The 20,333-nt window shown below is 58.8% G+C and carries 18 protein-coding genes; 9 read left to right on the top strand and 9 right to left on the bottom strand.

Annotated elements, in window-relative coordinates:
* Window positions 1–195 precede the first annotated feature (195 nt).
* The 3 genes from AKG12_RS05475 to AKG12_RS05465 all read left to right on the top strand — a co-directional run bounded on the left by AKG12_RS05475 (window position 196) and on the right by AKG12_RS05465 (window position 4,648).
* Window positions 196–2,046: an ABC transporter ATP-binding protein gene (locus AKG12_RS05475; RefSeq protein WP_046797947.1), complete on the top strand. Its 1,851-nt coding sequence runs from the start codon at window positions 196–198 to the stop codon at window positions 2,044–2,046.
* A 178-nt stretch (window positions 2,047–2,224) separates the two neighbouring features.
* Window positions 2,225–2,656 (top strand): GNAT family N-acetyltransferase, encoded by a 432-nt coding sequence (locus tag AKG12_RS05470; RefSeq protein ID WP_046798412.1) that lies wholly within the window; start codon window positions 2,225–2,227, stop codon window positions 2,654–2,656.
* 123 nt (window positions 2,657–2,779) lie between these two features.
* Window positions 2,780–4,648 carry an ABC transporter ATP-binding protein gene (locus AKG12_RS05465; protein WP_052818354.1) on the top strand — a complete coding sequence of 623 codons (1,869 nt, stop codon included), beginning with the start codon at window positions 2,780–2,782 and terminating at the stop codon, window positions 4,646–4,648.
* A gap of 9 nt (window positions 4,649–4,657) precedes the next feature.
* On the opposite strand, the gene AKG12_RS05460 is transcribed toward AKG12_RS05465, so the two are convergent.
* A complete protein-coding gene (locus AKG12_RS05460) occupies window positions 4,658–5,590 on the bottom strand; it encodes an endonuclease/exonuclease/phosphatase family protein (protein WP_052818079.1) in 933 nt (310 codons plus the stop codon).
* Between the two features lie 308 nt (window positions 5,591–5,898).
* Between AKG12_RS05460 and petA the strand changes: the two genes are divergently transcribed.
* The 4 genes from petA to AKG12_RS05440 all read left to right on the top strand — a co-directional run bounded on the left by petA (window position 5,899) and on the right by AKG12_RS05440 (window position 9,497).
* Entirely contained in the window at window positions 5,899–6,477 is a 579-nt protein-coding gene (gene petA, locus AKG12_RS05455) for a ubiquinol-cytochrome c reductase iron-sulfur subunit (RefSeq protein ID WP_046797949.1), read from the top strand.
* Between the two features lie 14 nt (window positions 6,478–6,491).
* A complete protein-coding gene (locus AKG12_RS05450; protein ID WP_046797950.1) occupies window positions 6,492–7,817 on the top strand; it encodes a cytochrome b in 1,326 nt (441 codons plus the stop codon).
* A gap of 22 nt (window positions 7,818–7,839) precedes the next feature.
* Complete coding sequence (locus AKG12_RS05445) at window positions 7,840–8,724, top strand: cytochrome c1 (RefSeq protein ID WP_046797951.1); 885 nt, start codon at window positions 7,840–7,842, stop codon at window positions 8,722–8,724.
* A 230-nt stretch (window positions 8,725–8,954) separates the two neighbouring features.
* Entirely contained in the window at window positions 8,955–9,497 is a 543-nt protein-coding gene (locus AKG12_RS05440; protein WP_046797952.1) for an adenine phosphoribosyltransferase, read from the top strand.
* A 274-nt stretch (window positions 9,498–9,771) separates the two neighbouring features.
* Here AKG12_RS05440 and AKG12_RS05435 read toward each other — a convergent pair whose 3' ends face one another.
* From AKG12_RS05435 to ychF, 3 genes are all read right to left on the bottom strand, one after another.
* Complete coding sequence (locus tag AKG12_RS05435; RefSeq protein ID WP_052818078.1) at window positions 9,772–10,239, bottom strand: MaoC family dehydratase; 468 nt, start codon at window positions 10,237–10,239, stop codon at window positions 9,772–9,774.
* Complete coding sequence (locus AKG12_RS05430) at window positions 10,236–10,709, bottom strand: MaoC family dehydratase (RefSeq protein ID WP_052818077.1); 474 nt, start codon at window positions 10,707–10,709, stop codon at window positions 10,236–10,238. Before AKG12_RS05430 ends, AKG12_RS05435 begins: the two co-directional genes overlap by 4 nt.
* A gap of 325 nt (window positions 10,710–11,034) precedes the next feature.
* Entirely contained in the window at window positions 11,035–12,138 is a 1,104-nt protein-coding gene (ychF, locus tag AKG12_RS05425) for a redox-regulated ATPase YchF (protein ID WP_046797955.1), read from the bottom strand.
* Window positions 12,139–12,382: 244 nt separating this feature from the next.
* On the opposite strand from ychF, the gene clpS reads away from it, so the two are divergent.
* Window positions 12,383–12,694 carry an ATP-dependent Clp protease adapter ClpS gene (clpS, locus tag AKG12_RS05420; RefSeq protein WP_046797956.1) on the top strand — a complete coding sequence of 104 codons (312 nt, stop codon included), beginning with the start codon at window positions 12,383–12,385 and terminating at the stop codon, window positions 12,692–12,694.
* A 3-nt stretch (window positions 12,695–12,697) separates the two neighbouring features.
* Here the strand turns inward: clpS and AKG12_RS05415 are convergent, their stop codons facing one another.
* From AKG12_RS05415 to AKG12_RS05395, 5 genes are all read right to left on the bottom strand, one after another.
* On the bottom strand, window positions 12,698–13,150 hold the full coding sequence (locus AKG12_RS05415) for a GNAT family N-acetyltransferase (protein ID WP_052818076.1): 453 nt from the start codon (window positions 13,148–13,150) through the stop codon (window positions 12,698–12,700).
* Window positions 13,151–13,155: 5 nt separating this feature from the next.
* Window positions 13,156–13,872 (bottom strand): aminoacyl-tRNA hydrolase, encoded by a 717-nt coding sequence (pth, locus tag AKG12_RS05410; RefSeq protein ID WP_052818075.1) that lies wholly within the window; start codon window positions 13,870–13,872, stop codon window positions 13,156–13,158.
* Window positions 13,873–13,964: 92 nt separating this feature from the next.
* Window positions 13,965–14,693 carry a substrate-binding periplasmic protein gene (locus tag AKG12_RS05405; RefSeq protein WP_052818074.1) on the bottom strand — a complete coding sequence of 243 codons (729 nt, stop codon included), beginning with the start codon at window positions 14,691–14,693 and terminating at the stop codon, window positions 13,965–13,967.
* A 16-nt stretch (window positions 14,694–14,709) separates the two neighbouring features.
* A complete protein-coding gene (locus AKG12_RS05400) occupies window positions 14,710–17,097 on the bottom strand; it encodes an EAL domain-containing protein (protein WP_052818073.1) in 2,388 nt (795 codons plus the stop codon).
* A gap of 237 nt (window positions 17,098–17,334) precedes the next feature.
* Window positions 17,335–17,943: a 50S ribosomal protein L25/general stress protein Ctc gene (locus tag AKG12_RS05395; RefSeq protein ID WP_046797961.1), complete on the bottom strand. Its 609-nt coding sequence runs from the start codon at window positions 17,941–17,943 to the stop codon at window positions 17,335–17,337.
* A gap of 305 nt (window positions 17,944–18,248) precedes the next feature.
* Between AKG12_RS05395 and AKG12_RS05390 the strand changes: the two genes are divergently transcribed.
* Entirely contained in the window at window positions 18,249–20,333 is a 2,085-nt protein-coding gene (locus AKG12_RS05390) for a putative bifunctional diguanylate cyclase/phosphodiesterase (protein ID WP_052818072.1), read from the top strand.

Raw genomic sequence — 20,333 nt, 5'->3', positions numbered from 1 at the left:
CATTCGCTTTCGCCTCCCGGCCCCAGCAGTGCCGCTGCTGGCTTAGGTGTTACTCCGCGGTTTGACCGCGTTTCCCATTTCTCGATTCGTCATGTGGCTGTCACGGCCATATCCAAAGACTTTTCCGTTCCGTCGTGAGCCATATTTGCGTTTGCTCACCTTTCGATGGGGCGATTGATTGCCGGAGCTTGGCCTATGTTTGGCTGGTTTGAAAAACGCCTCGATCCATTTCCCTCTTCGACGCCTGATGTGCCGCCGAAGAGACTGTTGCCGTTCCTGTGGCATTATGTGAAGCCCGCCTGGCCGTGGCTGCTGCTGCTTGGCCTGATGTCCATGGGCATCGCCATTGCCGAAGCCATGCTCTACAAATTCCTCGGCAATATCGTCGACTGGCTTTCCACGGCCGATCGCGCGACGTTTTTCGCCGATGAGGGCTGGCATCTGATCGTCATGGCCGGACTGGTGCTCGTGGTGCTGCCGCTGATGGGCGCTGTCCACACCATGACGATGCACCAGACGCTTGCCGGCAATTTCGGCATGATCGCGCGCTGGAAAATGCATCGTTTCCTGCTGCGTCACTCCATGAACTTTTTCGCCAATGAATTTGCAGGCCGGGTTTCGACCAAGGTGATGCAGACGGCGCTGGCGATCCGCGAAGTGGCGCTGAAGGTGATTGACGTCTTCGTCTATGCCATCAGCTTCGTCGTCTCGATGTTGTTCATGGTGGCGGCGGCCGACTGGCGGCTGGTCATTCCGCTTCTGGCATGGCTCGGCATCTATATGTGCATTCTCGCCTATTTCGTGCCGAAACTCGGTCGGCTGGCGCAGGAACAGGCCGATGCGCGCTCGATGATGACGGGGCGGATCGTCGACAGCTACACCAATATCTCGACGATCAAGCTGTTTTCCCATGCGGGCCGCGAGGAGAGATATGCGCGTGAGGGTATGAATGTGTTTCTCGGAACCGTTCACCGCCAGATGCGCAAGATCTCCGGCTTCAACATCCTGATCGACCTCAACAATGCCGTGGTGCTGTTTTCCACGGCGGCGCTCGGTCTTTATTTCTGGATGCAGGGTTCGGTGACGGCCGGTTCGGTCGCCATCGCCATCAGCCTCGCCATGCGCGTCAACGGCATGTCGCAGTGGATCATGTGGGAAGTCACGTCGCTGTTTGAAAATATCGGCACGGTCTATGACGGCATGTCGATGATGACGAAACCGCACGATATCGTCGATGTCGCCAAGGCGCCGCAGCTTGCGGCACCGCAGGGCGCCATCCGTTATGACAATGTCCGCTTCCACTACGGCAAGAACAAGGGCGTGATCGACGGGCTGACGCTTGATATCAAGCCGGGCGAGAAGGTTGGTCTCGTCGGTCGCTCAGGCGCTGGCAAGACGACGCTGATGAACCTGCTGCTGCGCTTCTATGATCTGGAAGCAGGCAGGATCACCATCGACGGGCAGGACATCTCGAAGGTGTCGCAGGACAGCCTGCGCGAGTTGATCGGCGTGGTGACGCAGGATACTTCGCTGCTGCATCGCTCGATACGCGACAACATCGCCTATGGTCACCCCGAAGCCACCGATGAGCAGGTGATCGCGGCGGCGAAGCGGGCGAATGCCTGGGATTTCATCGAAACGCTGGTCGACATGCATGGTCGCCAGGGTCTCGATGCCCAGGTGGGCGAACGCGGCGTGAAACTGTCAGGCGGCCAGCGCCAGCGTATCGCGATTGCCCGCGTGTTCCTCAAAAATGCGCCGATTCTGGTGCTGGACGAGGCGACCTCGGCGCTCGACTCGGAAGTCGAGGCGGCGATCCAGGAGAACCTGTTCTCGCTGATGCAAGGCAAGACGGTGATTGCGATTGCCCACCGCCTTTCGACGCTGACCGAAATGGACCGGCTCATCATCCTCGACAAGGGCCAGATTGTCGAGGCGGGCAGCCATGCGGAGCTGGTGGCGATGGGCGGCATCTATGCCGATCTGTGGCGACGCCAGTCCGGCGGTTTCATCGCCGACCACGAAGCGGAAGTGGCCGCGGAATAAGGAAAGAGAGAGGGCGGGAGTGATCCCGCCCTTTTGTCAAAGGCCTGAACCTCTCTGTCGTCATGCCGGCCTTGAGCCGGTATCCAGCCATGGCGTGTCTGCACCGTGAGGAGCGCATTTTTTTTTGCGATCAGGCGCGGATCGTGTCGGACTTCGAAACCGGAGTAAAGGGATGCGAATGGAGCTGATATCACCGCAAGTATCCACCCCTTCCGAGTTTACGACCGAGTGGCGTGGAGCCTTCGAGAATGCTGAGGTCAATGCCCTTCATGCCGAGTGCTTTGCGCATCGGCTCCTCGCTGATGACTGGTGGTCGCAGGTCAACCGCTTCAGTCTCGGCTGGGTGTGCACCCGCCATTTGGGGAGGCTCATCGGGTTCGTCAACATCGCATGGGATGGCGGGGTCCACGCGTTTGTTGTCGATACAATGGTGTCGTCTGCTTTCCAACGTCAGGGCATTGCAAAGGCGCTGATAGGGGAGGCGGTTAATCAGACGAAAGATACCGCCTGCGAGTGGCTTCACGTGGATTTTGACCCGCACCTCCGGCAATTCTACTTCGACGCCTGCGGATTCCGCCCTACGGACGCTGGGCTAATCGCACTGAAGTAGCAAGATCGCCTGACATCCATTTCCATTCCCGCCCTTTTCATTTCACGAATGTTACCGAAATATAATCTCTTCCCAAAGGCTCTGCGGCTGTTCCGGCGACGGGAATCCGCCTATATCCGGATGATGGTCATTACGCGCATCTTCGAGTTCTTCGAGAACTGGATTAGGCCCTTCGCCCGCAAGGACGACCTGCGGCCGCCTGAAAACACATTTGCTTTCATCTGGTTTTATATTTCGCAGGCCAAGGCGCCGTTTTTCGCCATGCTGGTGCTGGGCGGGCTGACTGCGGCCATCGAGGCGGCGCTGTTCTGGTTCGTCGGGCGGCTGGTGGATATTCTCTCGACCGTGAAGCCGGAAGAGGGCTGGGCCGGGCTGCTTTCCGCCCATGGTGGCGAGCTGGTGGGCATGCTGGTGTTGATCGGCGTCGTGCGTTTTATCGTCACGATGATTACGGCGCTGGTGGACCAGCAGATCATCACGCCCGGCTTTTACAATCTGGTGCGTTGGCAGTCCTACATGCATGTGGCGCGGCAATCGCTTTCCTTTTTCCAGAATGATTTCTCCGGTCGCATCGTCACCAAGGTCTGGTCGGGCGGGCAGGCGGCGGGTGATCTCGTCACCTCGCTGATGGAAAGCGTCTGGTTCGTCGGCATTTATTCCGTCTCGATGCTGTTTCTGATCGGCGGGCTGGACTGGCGGCTTGCGGTCGTCGTGCTTGTCTGGGTGCTGATCTTTTCGGCGCTGGCGCGTTATTTCGTGCCGCGCATCCGCTACCATTCAAAAGAGACGGCGGAAGCGGCGTCCATGCTTTCCGGCCGTATGGTGGATGCCTATAGCAATATCCAGACGCTGCGGCTGTTCGGGCGTGATGATGCGAATGACCGCTACATGCGGCAGGGCTTCGACATCTTCCAGAATGCCACCATGACGTTCACGCGGTTCATCACCGGCGTGCGCGCCTCCATGGCGTTGCTGTCGGGCGTGATGATCACCTCCATGGCGGCGCTGTGCATTGATCTGTGGCTGTCCGGCAGGATCAGTTCCGGGGCGGTGGCCTTCACGCTGGCGCTGGTGCTGCGTCTCAACTTCCTGCTCGGCCGCTTGATGACGCAGTTCAACGGCATCATGCGCAATTTCGGCACGGTGCAGAATGCCGCCGAGTTGATCTCGCAGCCGATCGGCCTCACTGACGCGCCGGGTGCGGCGGTGCTGGAGGTCAAAAAGCCGAGTATCCGCTTTGAGAATGTCAGCTTCCATTACGGACGGGCGAATGGCGTCATCGACAATCTCAATCTTGAGATCCAGGCGGGCGAAAAAGTCGGTATCGTTGGACGCTCCGGAGCGGGAAAATCCACTCTCGTCAACCTGCTCCTGCGGTTTTACGACGTCGAGAAAGGCCGTATCCTGATCGACGGGCAGGATATTGCCAAAGTGACCCAGGAATCGCTGCGCGCCCATATTGGCATGGTCACACAGGATACCTCGCTTTTGCACCGCTCCATCCGTGACAACATCATGTTCGGCCGCATGGATGCCACCGAAGCGCAGTTGCGGGAAGCAACGCGCCGGGCCAAGGCGGATGATTTCATCGAGAGGCTGGAAGACCAGCGCGGCCGCACCGGCTTCGATGCCCATGTGGGCGAACGCGGCGTGAAACTCTCCGGCGGCCAGCGGCAGCGCATTGCCATCGCCCGGGTGATGCTGAAGGACGCGCCGATCCTCGTGCTCGACGAGGCGACCTCGGCGCTCGATTCTGAGGTGGAGGCGGCGATCCAGAGCAATCTGGATGAGCTGATGCAGGGCAAGACGGTGCTCGCCATCGCTCACCGGCTATCGACGATCGCGGCGCTGGACCGGCTGATCGTGATGGATCAGGGTCGCATCGTCGAACAGGGCAGCCATTCCGATCTGGTCTCGCAGGGCGGACTCTATTCGGAGCTTTGGGCACGGCAATCGGGTGGTTTTCTCGCTGCCGAGGAAGCTGCCCAATAAAGGCGCGCGCTATTTTCCGATCATGAAATCCGCCATCAGTCCGTAATGATTGGAGCCGAGGCTGTCGGGCAGGCGGGTCGTCTTCATCAGGATTGCCGGCGCACGGGCGAAGATGTGGTCTATGGCGATGCCGAAGCGACCGGCTTCCGTCGGCCAGGTGGCGGGTTCGAAGGTCGCTTTCTTCAGCTCATTGGCGGCGAGGAAAGCGCGCATATCGGGGGCGATGCTCGCCGAATTGAAGTCTCCCGCCAGAATGAGTGGCCCGGTGACGCGAAAGAGAATTTCGCTGACCTCATCCAGCTCATCGCGGTGATAATCGTCGAAATAGGGTTTGGTGATGTGCCCGGCGGCAAGCGTCAGTTCCGTGCCGTCGACATCGACGCTGGCAATTGCGAAACGGTCGCGGCGCAGATCGCTAAGGCTGTGGAAACGGCCTTCCAGCAACGGCCGCTTAGACAGGATCAAAAGGTCGCAGGTCGGCGTTCCCGAATAACAGCCGAGCCTGTGGGGATAGGTTTGCTCAAGCCGTGGCAGAGCCGATTGCAGGGCTGCCGCCTCGAACAGATAGACCGCATCCGCGCCTGATTCGATAATGGTGTCGGCAATCGCATCCGCGTTGGCGGCATTGTCCATCAGCACGTTGAAGGACAAAAGCCGGAAAGGCCTCGCATCCGATGCCGGATTGGCGGATGTGGAGAATTCCATCAGCATGGCGATGGCGTGGATGGCAAGTGCCAGTGACCAGACGACGAGCAGGGCGGAAACCGCGTCGCGCGTGAACCAAAAGACGAGGCACGACAACAGGATACAGACAATGGCGATGTGGAGCTGGAAACTTGTGACGAAGGCGAGAAGCCAGAAATCCGTCACATAACGCAGGCTGGCGATGAAAAGAACGGCAGCCACCATCGTGGAGACCATGCAAGCGAGCTTCGCCGTCATTCGAATCCCTGCTTTCCGAGCTCTCCCTCTGCGTCTCGTAACATGGGGCACAGGCGGGCACAATGTTGCCCACCTGCCAAGGCTCGGGAAAAATGCGAAACAAATCGGCCCCCTCAGGCAGAATTACGGCAGCTTTGTGTGCTTTGCTCTTGCCAAGTCAGTCAATATTTTGCGATCAAACACAGTGACGCGGTTTCTTGATGCCGCAGTTGTGTCCAGGACGATGGGACGGAGTTTGTCCTGGATCAAATCATAGCGGGAGGACTCATGCGATTTACGGCAAAAACAGCGCAGAGGATGGTGTAGCGGTGAGCGAGCACGTAACCAATCACGACGCCTCGGGTGAACCGACCCGTCGCGATTTTCTTTATCTAGTAACCGGAATGACGGGCGCCGTTGGCGCTGCTGCAGTCGCATGGCCTTTCATCGACCAGATGCGTCCCGATGCATCGACGCTGGCGCTCGCTTCCATCGAAGTGAATGTCGCGGCGGTCGAGCCGGGCATGTCGCTTACCGTGAAGTGGCGCGGCAAGCCGATTTTCATCCGCAACCGCACGGAAAAGGAAATCGATGAAGCCAAGGCGGTCGCTCTCGGCGACCTCAAGGATCCGGTGGCACGCAACGCCAATATCGCCGTCGACGCCCAGGCGACGGATGTTGACCGTTCGGCCGGTGAGGGCAAGGAGAACTGGATCGTCATGATCGGCTCCTGCACCCATCTCGGTTGCGTTCCGCTCGGCCAGGCCGGCGATTTCGGCGGGTGGTTCTGTCCCTGCCATGGCTCGCACTACGATACGGCGGGCCGCATTCGTAAGGGTCCGGCGCCGCAGAACCTCGCCATCCCGACATTTGCATTCACATCCGATACCGTGATCAAGATCGGATAAGGGGACAGATATTCATGAGTGGCCATTCCAGTTATCAGCCGTCCACCGGCATCGAGAGGTGGATCGATTCGCGGCTTCCCTTGCCGCGCTTGATCTATGACAGCTTCGTTGCCTATCCTGTCCCGCGTAACCTGAACTACGCTTACACCTTCGGTGCGATGCTTTCCGTCATGCTGATCGTGCAGATCCTCACCGGCGTCGTGCTTGCCATGCATTATGCCGCTGAAACGACGGTTGCCTTCAATTCTGTCGAAAAGATCATGCGTGACGTCAACCACGGCTGGCTGCTGCGTTATATGCACGCCAACGGCGCGTCGTTCTTCTTCATCGCGGTCTATCTGCACATTGCCCGTGGTCTTTATTACGGGTCCTACAAGGCGCCGCGCGAAATCCTCTGGATTCTCGGCTGCGTGATTTATCTCCTGATGATGGCGACGGGCTTCATGGGCTACGTGCTTCCCTGGGGCCAGATGTCCTTCTGGGGTGCGACCGTTATCACCGGCTTCTTCACGGCTTTCCCGCTGATTGGTGAATGGATCCAGCAGTTCCTGCTCGGCGGCTTTGCGGTGGATAATCCGACGCTCAACCGCTTCTTCGCGCTTCATTACCTGCTGCCCTTCATGATCGCGGGTGTGGTCATCCTGCACATCTGGGCGCTGCACGTAACCGGCCAGACCAACCCGACCGGTGTGGAAGTGAAGAGCAAGACCGATACGGTTCCCTTCACGCCCTATGCGACGCTGAAGGATGCGCTCGGCGTTTCGGTGTTCCTCATCGCCTATGCCTGGTTCATCTTCTACATGCCGAACTTCCTCGGCCACCCTGATAACTACATCATGGCGGATCCGCTGAAGACGCCGGCGCATATCGTGCCGGAATGGTATTACCTGCCGTTCTACGCGATGCTGCGCGCCGTCACCGTCAACATCGGGCCGATCGATTCCAAGCTCGGTGGTGTTCTCGTGATGTTCGGGGCGATCATCGTGCTGTTCTTCCTGCCCTGGCTCGATACGTCGAAGGTTCGTTCCGCCGTCTATCGTCCGTGGTACAAGCTGTTCTTCTGGATTTTCGTGGTCAACGCCATCGTGCTCGGCTGGCTGGGTTCGCGCCCTGCTGAGGGTAGTGGCCTGATCGGGCTGATCTTCTTCGGCGATATAAAAGGCAACTATGTTGGCTTTTCACAGCTCGGCACGTTCTATTATTTCGGGTTCTTCCTCGTCATCATGCCGATCCTCGGTCTGGTCGAAACGCCGCGGCGTATTCCGAATTCCATTACCGAGGCCGTTCTTGAAAAGAACGCCGCCAAGAAGGGTGCCGCGCCAGCGGCCGCCCAGATCTGAGCGCGAAGGAAGGATGACGACAATGAAGACGCTTCTCACGAGCATCGCGCTTATCGCCGCCATTGGCTGTTCCTCCGCCGCATTCGCGGCCGAGGAGAGCCATGACCTCGCCACCAAGACCGAACATGCGGTTGCCGGCGGTCACTTCCCGGTTATCAAGCCCGAGGAGCAGAGCTGGTCCTTTGCCGGACCTTTCGGCAAATACGACAAGGGCCAGCTGCAGCGCGGTCTCAAGGTCTATAAGGAAGTCTGCTCCGCCTGCCATTCGATGAGCCTTGTTTCCTTCCGCACGCTGGGAGATCTCGGTTATTCTGAAGATCAGGTGAAGGCTTTCGCTGCCGAATACGAAGTGCAGGACGGCCCGAACGCCGATGGCGAAATGTATAGCCGCAAGGCCGTGCCTTCCGATCATTTCCCTTCGCCGTTCCCGAACCACGAGGCGGCAGCCGCCGCCAATGGCGGGGCCGCACCGCCTGATATGTCGCTGCTTGCCAAGGCGCGCGGTGTGGAGCGCGGGTTCCCGCAATTCATCATCGACATGATCCCGATCATCGGCGGTTACCAGGAAGGCGGCCCGGATTACATCCATGCGCTGCTGACCGGATATCAGGATGCGCCGGCCGGTGTTGAAGTGTCGGAAGGCACGCATTTCAACCCGTATTTCGTCAGCGCCGTGGCGCTGAAGATGGCGCCACCGATCAGCGCGGATCAGGTGACATACGACGACGGCGCGCCGCAGACCGTGGATCAATATTCCAAGGACGTGTCGGCATTCCTGATGTGGGCCGCAGAGCCGCATCTGGAACAGCGCAAGCGCACCGGTTTCATGGTCATGGTGTTCCTGTTCATCTTCACGGCGCTGATCTATCTGACTAAGAAATCGGTCTACGCCCGCAAGGAACATTGAGCCGGTTTTAAATGGCTGCAATCACTGGCCCCCACGGTTTTCCGTGGGGGCTTTTTTATGGCCTCTCCGACAGAGCTGTTGTCCGATCGCAGTTCGCGCGGCTGAGGCGTTGAGGTTCTGTACCAACAGATCATGGCCGGAGGTCGCGGTCCTTTTTTGTTGGTCCGCCGCCATCAAATTGATAGGGTGGCTCGAACCTTCTGATCCATTCCCATATAAATGGAAATACCATGACCCTTATCGCTTCGGAGCTTTCCGCTGCCATCCGTTCCATTCCCGACTATCCGAAGCCGGGCATCATCTTCCGGGACATCACCACATTGCTTGGCAATCCCCGGGCTTTCCGGCGGGCGGTGGACGAGCTTGTGCAGCCCTATGCGGGAACGAAGATCGACAAGATCGCCGGCATGGAAGCGCGCGGCTTCATTCTGGGCGGGGCGGTGGCGCATCAGCTCTCGGCCGGTTTCGTGCCCATCCGCAAGAAGGGCAAGCTGCCGCACACCACGGTACGGGTTGCCTACAGCCTGGAATATGGCGTGGACGAAATGGAAATGCATGTGGACGCCGTGCAGCCCGGCGAGAAGGTCATTCTGGTCGACGACCTGATCGCGACCGGCGGTACTGCCGAAGGCGCGGTCAAGCTTTTGCGGCAGATGGGCGCGGATATCGTTTCCGCCTGTTTTGTTATCGATCTGCCCGATCTCGGTGGCCGCAAGAAACTCGAAGACCTCGGCGTCGAGGTGCGGACGCTGGTGGAATTTTCGGGACATTAAGGCGTGCGGGGCGTTACCCCCCTCTGCCCTGCCGGGCATCTCCCCCTCAAGGGGGGAGATCGGCAAGACGTACTCCCACCGCTTCATTATTAAACGTTGAGATGGGCGAGACCTTGCCACAAATCGATCTCCCCCCTTGAGGGGGAGATGCCCGGCAGGGCAGAGGGGGGGTAACGCCCCGCATGCCTCAGAGCGTTTTCGCTTTTTTTGAGTCGGGAAAACGCTCTGAGGCCTGTCCGGGGCAATCGGCAGCAGCCATTTTGCCCCGGTGGGTTTATTCGAACTCCAGAACGCCGCTCTGGAAGGTCATCACGGTTTGGCCCGACTGGTTCACGCCCTCATTGAAGGTGGTGTTCAGCCAGATGCCTGCTCTTGATTCCAGCGGGCGGGCATCGAGCAGGGTGACGAAATAGGTCACATCATCACCGGCAAACACCGGCTTCTTCCATTTGAGCTCTCGAAACCCCGGAGAGGGGCCGAGCCGCGGTGGCTCGATGCCCTGCTGTTTCAGCCTTTTGACCTCTTTTGCCCAATGGGAGAGAAAACATTTCATCCAGCCCGCGCCGGTGTGCCAGCCGGAAGCGCAGAGCGCGCCGAAAACGCTGTCTCTGGCGGCTTCGGCATCGAGATGAAAGGGCTGTGGATCAAAATCGCGGGCGAAGCGAATGATGTCTTCGGCGGAAAAATGCAGCGTGTCGAGGGTGACGCGCTCGCCGATCGGGGATAATTCTGCCAGTCTCATGCTGCAAGGCCTCCGTCTGCCCGCATCAGGAACATTACGGTGTTTTCGCCCTGCGCGACCAGAATGCCGCGCTGATTGTAAAGCTCATGGCGGAATTTCACGAGGCCGATGCCAGCGCGCGACGCGGAAGGGCGCTGTTCCAGAACGATGGATTTTCCCGAAAGCGTGTCTCCGGCCAGAACCGGCTTTTTCCAGTCGACGTAATCGATGCCGGGGCTGCCCTGCGAGGTTGAATTGGCAATATAGCTGTCTGCCATCATCCGCATCAGCAGGCTGCAGGTGTGCCAGCCTGATGCCGCCAGCCCGCCGAGAATGCTCTGACGTCCGGCTTCTTCGGAAAGATGCATGGGTTGCGGATCGAATTCGCTGGCGAAAGCAATGATCTGCTCTGCGGAAATCGATTGCGGTCCGAGGGGGAATTCCCGCCCGACGGAAAAATCCTCATAGGTGTAAATCGCGACCGGCGTCATGGCGTCCTCCCTTCGCACAGTCAATGTCGGCGCATCTAAGATGATTTTTCCCTTTACGTAAAGGTCAAATCGAAGCCGGAAATGTGGGAATGGGAAGGTGATATGAAGAGAGTTAGCGCGTCTTGCTTCTTCTCCCCGCCGGGGAGAAGGTCGCGGCAGCGGGATGAGGGGGCGAGGGTCGAGAGGTACGGCAACGTTGCCCCCTCATCCGACCCTTCGGGCCACCTTCTCCCCGGCGGGGAGAAGAAACAAGCGGCAATGTCCGGGGTAATTCGATTAGCGTTACATAACGAAACGGACCGATCACCACCCCGCCCAAACCAGATCAGGTGTTGAAGCGGAAATGGATGACGTCGCCGTCCTGAACGACATATTCCTTGCCTTCGTCGCGCCCCTTGCCGGCTTCCTTGGCGCCAACTTCGCCCTTGTAGGCGATGTAGTCGTCAAAGCCGATGGTGAAGGCGCGGATGAAGCCGCGTTCGAAATCTGTGTGGATGACGCCGGCGGCGGCGGGGGCCTTGGTGCCACGCACGATCGTCCAGGCGCGTGTTTCCTTCGGGCCAACGGTGAAATAGGTGATGAGGTCGAGCAGGTGATAGCCGGCGCGGATCAGCCGATCGAGACCGGCCTCGTTAAGACCGAGGGCCGAGAGGAATTCCTCGGCTTCATCGGCCGGAAGCTGTGCAACTTCGGCTTCGATCGCCGCCGAGATGATCACGCATTCGGCGCCCTGCTGCTTTGCCATCGCTGCGACGGCCTCGGTGTGCTCGTTGCCGGACGATGCGTCGGCTTCCGAGACGTTGCAGACATAAAGCACCGGGTGCGACGTCAGAAGATTGAGGCTTTTGAGGATTTCGATCTCCTCGGCTGCCAGCGTCTTCAAAAGCAGGCGTGCCGGCTTTCCGTCGTTCAGCAGCGCGATGACGGCTTCCATGACGGGAAGCTGGGCGAGGGATTCCTTGTCCTTGCTGCTGGCGCGCTTGCGGGTCTGCTCGACGCGGCGTTCCAGGCTTTCGAGGTCGGCGAGCATCAGTTCGGTCTCGATTGTTTCGGCATCGCCGACCGGGTTGATGCGACCTTCCACGTGGGTGATATCGTCGTCTTCAAAGCAGCGCAGTACGTGTACGACGGCATCGACTTCGCGAATATTGGCGAGGAACTTGTTGCCGAGACCTTCACCCTTCGATGCGCCGCGCACCAGGCCGGCAATGTCCACGAAGGAGATGCGGGTCGGAATGATTTCCTTCGAACCGGCGATGGCCGCAAGCTGCTGCATACGCGGATCGGGCACCGCAACCTCGCCGGTGTTCGGCTCGATGGTGCAGAAAGGATAGTTGGCGGCCTGTGCGGCGGCCGTTTTCGTCAGCGCGTTGAAGAGGGTGGACTTGCCGACATTTGGCAATCCAACGATACCGCATTTGAAGCCCATGGCTTGAAACCTGTCCGTTTGAAAGAATTCGTTGAGGAGCCTTTTGCGGAAAGGGCAGGGCAAGGTCAAGCCCGCGGGCCGATTTGGGCCGGCAAAGCCCTGCGAAAGGTGACGATTTCCGAGCAGGCTTGCCGATAGCGCGGTTGCGGCGCAATATAAGCGGGTCCAAGGCGCGATCTTTCGCCATCCAGCGGGATTTTTCCCCCTGAACCACGATGATGAACCACCATGACGAGCGACAATCATGAGTGACAGTCCTGTCGATCTCAAACCGAAACCGAAAGTCAAACCGAAGCTGGAGCGGCCGAAGCTCTACAAGGTCATGCTGCTGAATGACGACTATACGCCGCGCGAATTTGTCACCGTGGTGCTGAAGGCCGTCTTTCGCATGAGCGAGGAAACCGGCCACCGGGTGATGATGACGGCGCATCGCTTCGGCAGTGCGGTGGTTGTCGTCTGTGAGCGCGACATCGCCGAGACCAAGGCCAAGGAGGCGACCGATCTTGGCAAGGAGGCCGGTTTTCCGCTGATGTTCACCACCGAGCCGGAAGAGTAAACATTAGTCCGGCCGGATCTGAAAGCCGGTCTTGTTCTGCACAAAACCGCAACTTTCGTAAAAGGCATGAACTGCGGGGTCGTCGCGGCCCGTCAGCAGCATGACCTTGTAACAGTTTACGGCAAAGGCGGCCTCGATGGCATGGCGGACGACCATGCGGCCATATCCCCGGCCGCGAAGCGCTTCCAGCGTCACCACATTCTCGATGAGAGCATAGGGTCGGGCGGCGCGTGTCAGGTTTGGAACAATCAGAAGCGTGGCGGTCGCAACCGGCTGTCCGTCATGCATTGCCAAAAACACGGTCAGGCCGGGCTGGTTGAGCATGGCGGCGAAGGGCGCACCAGCCTCATGCGTCGTCAATTCAGGGTCCGATGGATTGAGCGCCCGGTAAAGCTCGAGCAGGCCGGGCAGATCGCCGGGACCGGCGTCGCGCAGGGCGATGGTCTCTGAAAGCATTCGAGCTAGTCCTTCTTACCGAACATTCGCTTCAGCATTTCTGCCATCGGCCCGGTTTCCGGCAGCTTTTTCGGCTGGGCGCTGTTGCGCGCCTGATGGATGTGGGACTGCCCGGCGGGTTTGGCCGCCTTTGCCGGCTTTTCTGCCTCCGGTTTGCTGCCCGTGGCAAGTGCCAGCTTGTTCATCAGCTGCGAATCCTCACCCTTCACCAGCATGGCGGCATTGTCGGCAATGGCGTCCAAAAGCGGATCGAGCCAGACCCGGTCGGCCTTGGCGAAATCGCCGAGCACGTGGCCGTGCACCCGCTCCTTGTCGCCGGGATGGCCAATGCCGAGGCGCAGGCGGCGGTAATCCTTGCCGCAATGGGCATCGAGCGATTTCAGGCCATTATGGCCGCCATGACCGCCGCCCGTCTTGATGCGCGTGCGGCCGGCGAGAAGATCGAGTTCATCATGGATGGCGATGATGTCGCCGGGCGCCAGCTTGAAGAAGCGCATGGCCTCGCCGACGGACTCGCCGGAAAGGTTCATATAGGTGAGCGGCTTCATCAGCAGAACCTTCTCACCGCCGATCTCACCTTCGGAAATCTCCGCCTTGAACTTTCTCGCCCACGGCGAAAAGGAGGGCAGGCGCTGCAGCGCGTCGACGGCCATGAAACCAATATTGTGGCGGTTTCCCGCATATTGTGCGCCGGGATTACCAAGTCCTGCGATGATCTTCATGGGGCATGTCCGCGTTTTACCTGATGCTGCTGTTGTCACCATCCCGAAATCCGCCGGCTGTCAATCTTTTTATGGATTTGCGGGATGTCGCTTCAGGGGCTGACGAGATTGTAGCGGTCGAATATCCGCTGCTGCGTTCCATCAGCGATCAGCCTGTCCAGCCGCGCCTGCAACTTTGCGATAAGCGCGTCGGGAACGCTTTTGTTGCAGGCTAGGCCCAGCTGTTGCCGCGTCAGGGTAATCACTTCCCTGAACGTGCCAACCGGCAGGCTTTTGAAGGTACTTTCCGACATGGGCATCAGGTCGATGCGCCCCGCTTTCAGCTTGTGAAGCGTGATCTGGAAATCGGCGCCGACATCCACCTGCGGGAAGCCGAGCGTTTCCAGAAGGGTTTCGGTATAGTCGCCACGCTGGGTGCCGACGCGGTATTTCTTCGCGTCCTCAAGGCTGGAGACATTGATATCCGCTTTGCGGCGCGCCACGAGAATGTTGCGATCGCTGTGAATAGGCGAGACCCATTTGAAGAGTTTTTCCCGCTCCGGCGTTCGCGCCGTGGCGAAGACGCAATACATGGTCTGTGTCGTGGCCAGGGCAATTGCCCGCGCCCAGGGCATGACAGCGACTTCATAACTGGTGCCGGTTTCCTCCAGCACGATCTTCAGCTGATCGAAATAAACACCGTGCACGCTGCCGTCGGCGGCCTGCTGATTATACGGGGGATAGACTTCTGTCGTCAGGAAAAGCTTGGCCGCGCTGGCCGGCCCTGGGGCGAACAGGAGTGCGAGAGCAAGAAAGATCAGACAAATGCGGATCAATCCCATGGCTCTTCCCACCGCCTCACGCTTGCCGTGCCGCGACGCGGCCAATATCGGATATTGTGTCCAATGTCTTGATCAGCCGTTCGAGGGGCTGTGGCCTTGCGAAGAAATAACCCTGTCCGTAGTCAGCGCCTATTTCCGTCAGAAGTTCCTTCTGCTCTTCCGTCTCGACGCCCTCTGCGATGACGGTGCAGTTCATCTTGTGCGAGATGGCCGCTATGCCTTCGACCAGCATGCGGTTGCGCTGCCTGATTTCCACTGCGTCGTCGCAGATGGAGCGGGTGAAGGACTGGTCGATCTTGACGATATCGACCGGAAAACGGCTGAGATAGCTGAGCGAGGAATAACCCGTGCCGAAATCATCCAGCGCGATGCGGCAGCCCAGCTGGTGAATGGCGTTGAGGATCGCCCGGATTTGCGGGTCGTCCTTCATGATGACGGCCTCGGTTATCTCGATGACCAGTCGCCTGGGAAGAATGCCGTGCCGATGCAGAACGCCGGCGATCCGCGTCGGCAAGCCCGGTTCGAATTGCAGCGGTGAAAAATTCACTGCCACATAGGTCTGTTCCAGGCCCGGCAGACGCGACAGCCTGGCAAGATTGGCGATCGACTGATCGAGAATGACATTGCCGATGCGATGGATGGTGCCGTTTTCTTCCGCAAGGCTGATAATGGCGGCGGGGGAGAGCAGACCCTTTTCCGGGTGGTTGAGACGCAGCAAGGCCTCGAAGCCCGCCGTTCCGCCGGTTGCGAGGTCTTGAATTGGCTGGAAATGCGCCTCGAACCAGTCTTCGGAAAGCGCCTGTGCGATATCCCGCTCCAGTTCCGCATGTTCGCGGGCCCGGTCCATGATCGAACTGTCGAAGATCTGCGAGCCGTTCTTGCCCGTTCTTTTGCGGCTATACATGGCCATGTCGGCATTTTGCAGAAGCTCGGCGGCGCTGGTGGCGTGCAGAGGATAAACCGCCATGCCGATGCTGGCGCTGAGGCGGATGCTGTTGCTGCCGATCTCAAAAGGCGTATCCAGTATGGCGCAAATCCGCTCGCAGAACTGCAAGGCGCGCTCTTCTACCGTGTCGCCGGCAAGCAGGATGGCGAATTCATCGCCGCCCAGACGCGACGCGCTGTCCAGCGGTGTCAGCAGGGGTTCGAGTTTCAGCGTGAATTCACGCAGAACCGCGTCGCCCACCGCATGGCCGAGATTGTCGTTAATGGCCTTGAACCGGTCCAGATCGATGAACAGGCAGGCCAGTTCGCTAGCGTTCCTGTCCGCTTCACGGATTTGCAGGTCGAGGATCGACTCAAAACCCTGACGGTTGAAGAGGCCGGTCAGATGGTCGGAAATGGCCTGTTGGCGGTTGCGTTTTTCCGACTGGCGCAATTCGGTCACGTCAGTCATGACGCAGAGGCATGTGCTCTGCTGTGCCGCGTCGCCGGAATCGAGGGCTTTTTCGAGGATGAGCGCATCCATGACGCTGCCACCCATGCAATGAAAGCGGATGGTGATGCCGACATGCGAAGCCTCGGGCGACTGTTGCGTCGCCTTGCGTTCCTGGAACAGGGAACGGTCATCCGGGTGGATAAGATCGGCGAAGTTGAGGCCGAGTATCCTGGCACGGTCATAACCCGTCGCCTGCACCCAATAATCGCTGACTGCGGCAATCCGATCGTGCCTGTCGAGCGAGAACAGCATGGCGGGTGTCCGGTTGTAGATTTCCGTCTTGCGCTCATGGGCGTTCTTGATCTCCAGCTCTTCCTTTTCAAGCTGGGTCTGCATTTCGTTGAAGCTTTTCGCCAGCCGGCCGATCTCATCCTTTGAGCGCCAGTCGACATGGTGGCGGGAGCCGAGACGCCGTGTCGCCTCTATCGCTGCCGCAAGCCGCATCAGCGGGCGGATGACCATGAAGCGGTTGCCGGCAATGGCCGCCAGAACGATGGTCAAGATGGCCAGAACGAAAATCGTGATGAAAGCCATCTCGGTGCGGCTGAGAGAGGTGAGAAGGCTGACATTGTCATAATAGACCGTCAGTTCACCGACAGTGACCGTGCCCTTCGTCGTCTTGTAAGTTACCTCGCGCGTCGTCGAGGCGGCATCCTGAATAATGTCGCTACCAGCCGTCTGCACGATATCGAGCTGGCCGGACGTATCCTTGACCTCGACCATCTTGATCATCGGGTCGGAAACAAGGGTTCCGGTAATCTGATTTATGGTGTCGTCGTCCATATCCCAAAGGGGACGGGCGAGCGCCTGCGAATTTGTCGACAGCAGAATCTCAAGGTGATTGCGCTGGCTACGGATGGCCTCGTTGTAGGAGAGCGTCAGCAAAAGCGTAAAGAGCGGAGCGACCACTGTAAGAAGTGCGCCGGAAACAATCGCGATAAAGCGGCTTTCGACGGAATGAGCCATGTTAGATTGCAGCTACCCTTTGCCCCAGAATTTTTGCGCGCCATTTTCGTCCGTCCGGAGTTTCCACAACGGCGCAAGGGTATCGTTTCATGGAAGTGTTAATCGACGCTAAAACAGGGTGGGCATCCCGCATGGTCCGCAGGTTTTCTGTCTTTAAAGTTCATAAAAACTAAAAGGCCCGTTCCGAAAACGGAACGGGCCTCAATGCGCAAAGCTATCCGGCCTTGCGGCCACCGATTATTCTTCGGAAGCTTCTTCGGTCGTTTCTTCTGCAACGCCTGCGGCCGGAGCGACGATCGTTGCGATCGTGAAGTCACGGTCGGCGATCACAGGCGAGATGTTCTTCGGCAGCTTCACATTCGAAATGTGGACGCTGTCGCCGATCTTCAGACCAGACAGATCAACCGTGATGAATTCCGGAATGTCGTTGGCCGGGCAGTGGAATTCCACCGTGTGGCGAACGATGTTCAGAACGCCGCCGATCTTGATGTCCGACTTTTCTTCGTTTTCGAAGTGAACCGGAACTTCAACGTTGACGAGCGTGTTGCCCGAAACGCGCAGGAAGTCGACGTGCATGGTGAAGTCGCGGACCGGATCAAGCTGGTAATCCTTCGGGAGAACCTTGATCTTCTTGCCGTCGACGTCGATGATCGCAACCGTCGTCATGAAACCGCCAGCGTGGATACGCTTGGTGACTTCGTTGGTCGACAGGGCGATGGAAATGGGGGCCTGCTTGTCACCATAGATGACAGCGGGAATCAAACCGTTGCGGCGAAGTTCACGAGAGGACCCCTTACCAACTCGTTCGCGCGCCTCGGCCTTGAGCTCATACGATTCTTTGCTCATGGCAATTCCTTTCGAGGTTATATGGAGAGTTCACGCCGACAGTGCGGCCTGAACTGGAGAGGCCATAAAGCCATCCCGCCCGCGTTGCCTCCAAGGGTGTCTACACGGGTGCGGGCGCTATAATACAAAAGGGCCATAAAGACAAGAGCAGCCCGCTTTTCACGGGCATCTAGTCAGGATTTTATTAGTTACAACTAATTCACTCGTTTGTTGCAACTTTTAATATGTGCTTATCCATGCATATAAACTCGCTGAAAACCTGGCAAATGATAAAGCTGCACAAAATTCCAATTGTGTAGATAACAATGCTGACAGTTCTCCAGTGCCTCGCCATCGATCATGACTTCCGATACACCGCCGCAGCGGTCTTCGTCTGCATGCTGGGAAGCTTCGTGACGATACGTCTTTTTTCGAGGGCGCGTCTGGCGACCGGGCTCCAGAAGGTCAATTGGCTGTTTCTGGCGGGCGTGAATGGCGGTGCTGCAATATGGACCACCCATTTTGTGGCGATGCTGGGTTATTCCGCGGCAGGCGAGGTGGGTTACGATCCCTATCTGACGGGACTTTCGCTTCTTATCGCCATTACCACGACGACCGCCGGCTTCGGCATTTCCGCCTATGCCGGACGCAGCGTGCTGGTGGAAGCCGGTGGCGTCATCCTGGGTCTTGGTATTGCGGCGATGCACTACACCGGCATGGCTGCTTATAATGTACAGGGCATGATTTTCTGGAACCAGACTTATGTCATCGCCTCGCTGGTGCTGGGGGCGGTGCTGGGGGCGATTGCGGTCAACAGAGTGGCGCGGCCGCTTAACCGGTTCTGCCAATATAGTGCGGTGACGTTTCTGATCCTGGCCATCGCCTCGATGCATTATACCGGCATGGCCTCGATGTCCTTCGCGTTTGATCCTCGCGTCGTCATTCCCGAGAATCTGCTGCCGCCGGCCATCATGGGCGGAGGTGCCATCGCGGTCACGCTTCTGCTGCTGGCGCTCGGTCTTTCCACTTATGTCATCGATGCCCAGTCCACCCAGCAGGCGGTTGCCCGCTATCGTCATCTTTCGCTGCACGATCCGCTGACGGGCATTCCCAACCGCGCGGCCTTCATCGAACATCTCAACCGCCGCACACGCCATCTCTCCCTGGGCGCGCATACCGCACTTCTGTCCATCGATCTCGATCGCTTCAAGGAGATCAACGACGTGCACGGTCACGCCGCGGGCGACGCGGTGCTGCGCGCCATTGCCGACCGGGCGAGTTCCGTGCTGAAGGCCGGAGAGTTTCTGGCGCGCATGGGTGGCGATGAATTCGTGGCGATGACCCATTCCTATTATACCCGCGCCGATGGTGCGGAATTCGCCCAGAGACTGATCGAGCAGATCAGCAAGCCGGTCGAGTGGAATGGGCAGACATTTTCCGTGGGCGCAAGTGTGGGTATATCCGTCCGCAACAGCGGCGCCATTGACGCCGATACGCTGATGGCGCAGGCCGATGTCGCCATGTATCGGGCAAAAAGCGGTAGTTCGGATACGATCTGCTTCTACGACAAATCCATGGACGAGGCCGCCCGCGAGCGCAACGCGCTTGCCATCGCCATGCGCAGTGGTCTCGCCAATAAGGAGTTCGAGCTTTACTACCAGCAGCAGAACGATACCAAAAGCGGCAGCATTGTCGGTTTCGAGGCGCTCTTACGCTGGAAACATCCCGAGCGGGGCATGATCTCTCCCGCCGAGTTCATTCCGATTGCCGAACAGACCGGCTTTATCGTCGAACTCGGCGAATGGGTCCTGCGGGAAGCCTGCGTGCAGGCGGCGCTGTGGAAGAAATCGCTTGCCATCGCCGTGAACGTCGCGCCGCAGCAGCTCGCGGACAATGATTTCCCTGAAAAGGTGGAGAGGATCATTCTGGAGACGGGACTTGCGCCGGAAAGGCTTGAGCTGGAAATCACCGAAGGCAGCATCATCGCCGACCATCGCCACGCGCTTGTCACGATCCGCAAACTCAAGGCGCTCGGCGTCAAGATCGCCATGGACGACTACGGCACGGGCTATTCTTCGCTATCGACCCTGCAGAGTTTCCCTTTCGACAAGATCAAGATCGACCGTGCTTTCATCGACGGCCTGGCGACCAACGTACAGTCGGAGGCGATTGTCCGCTCGACGCTCATTCTGGCGCATAGTCTCAATATTCCGGTGCTGGCGGAAGGGGTGGAGACCAAGGCCCATATCGAATTCCTGCGCCGTGAAGGCTGCCTGCAGGTGCAGGGCTTCTTTTTCGGCAAGCCCGGTCCGCTGAACTCCATCGCCAATCTCGTCGATGACACGTTTCTTTCGGTTGAGGAGGAAACCGACGTGAGTGACGGCCGGCGTTACTTCAAGACGGCTCGATAG

Source organism: Agrobacterium sp. SUL3 (assembly GCF_001263295.1).
Classification (GTDB): domain Bacteria; phylum Pseudomonadota; class Alphaproteobacteria; order Rhizobiales; family Rhizobiaceae; genus Agrobacterium; species Agrobacterium tomkonis.
This window is presented reverse-complemented; position numbering and strand designations above follow the sequence as displayed.

Excerpts from the sequence above, each read along its gene's own strand:
- AKG12_RS05475 (WP_046797947.1), top strand. The coding sequence starts at position 196 with ATGTTTGGCTGGTTTGAAAAACGCCTCGATCCATTTCCCTCTTCGACG.
- AKG12_RS05470 (WP_046798412.1), top strand. The coding sequence starts at position 2,225 with ATGGAGCTGATATCACCGCAAGTATCCACCCCTTCCGAGTTTACGACC.
- AKG12_RS05465 (WP_052818354.1), top strand. The coding sequence starts at position 2,780 with ATGGTCATTACGCGCATCTTCGAGTTCTTCGAGAACTGGATTAGGCCC.
- AKG12_RS05460 (WP_052818079.1), bottom strand. The coding sequence starts at position 5,590 with ATGACGGCGAAGCTCGCTTGCATGGTCTCCACGATGGTGGCTGCCGTT.
- AKG12_RS05450 (WP_046797950.1), top strand. The coding sequence starts at position 6,492 with ATGAGTGGCCATTCCAGTTATCAGCCGTCCACCGGCATCGAGAGGTGG.
- AKG12_RS05445 (WP_046797951.1), top strand. The coding sequence starts at position 7,840 with ATGAAGACGCTTCTCACGAGCATCGCGCTTATCGCCGCCATTGGCTGT.
- AKG12_RS05440 (WP_046797952.1), top strand. The coding sequence starts at position 8,955 with ATGACCCTTATCGCTTCGGAGCTTTCCGCTGCCATCCGTTCCATTCCC.
- AKG12_RS05435 (WP_052818078.1), bottom strand. The coding sequence starts at position 10,239 with ATGAGACTGGCAGAATTATCCCCGATCGGCGAGCGCGTCACCCTCGAC.
- AKG12_RS05430 (WP_052818077.1), bottom strand. The coding sequence starts at position 10,709 with ATGACGCCGGTCGCGATTTACACCTATGAGGATTTTTCCGTCGGGCGG.
- ychF (WP_046797955.1), bottom strand. The coding sequence starts at position 12,138 with ATGGGCTTCAAATGCGGTATCGTTGGATTGCCAAATGTCGGCAAGTCC.
- clpS (WP_046797956.1), top strand. The coding sequence starts at position 12,383 with ATGAGTGACAGTCCTGTCGATCTCAAACCGAAACCGAAAGTCAAACCG.
- AKG12_RS05415 (WP_052818076.1), bottom strand. The coding sequence starts at position 13,150 with ATGCTTTCAGAGACCATCGCCCTGCGCGACGCCGGTCCCGGCGATCTG.
- pth (WP_052818075.1), bottom strand. The coding sequence starts at position 13,872 with ATGAAGATCATCGCAGGACTTGGTAATCCCGGCGCACAATATGCGGGA.
- AKG12_RS05405 (WP_052818074.1), bottom strand. The coding sequence starts at position 14,693 with ATGGGATTGATCCGCATTTGTCTGATCTTTCTTGCTCTCGCACTCCTG.
- AKG12_RS05400 (WP_052818073.1), bottom strand. The coding sequence starts at position 17,097 with ATGGCTCATTCCGTCGAAAGCCGCTTTATCGCGATTGTTTCCGGCGCA.
- AKG12_RS05395 (WP_046797961.1), bottom strand. The coding sequence starts at position 17,943 with ATGAGCAAAGAATCGTATGAGCTCAAGGCCGAGGCGCGCGAACGAGTT.
- AKG12_RS05390 (WP_052818072.1), top strand. The coding sequence starts at position 18,249 with ATGCTGACAGTTCTCCAGTGCCTCGCCATCGATCATGACTTCCGATAC.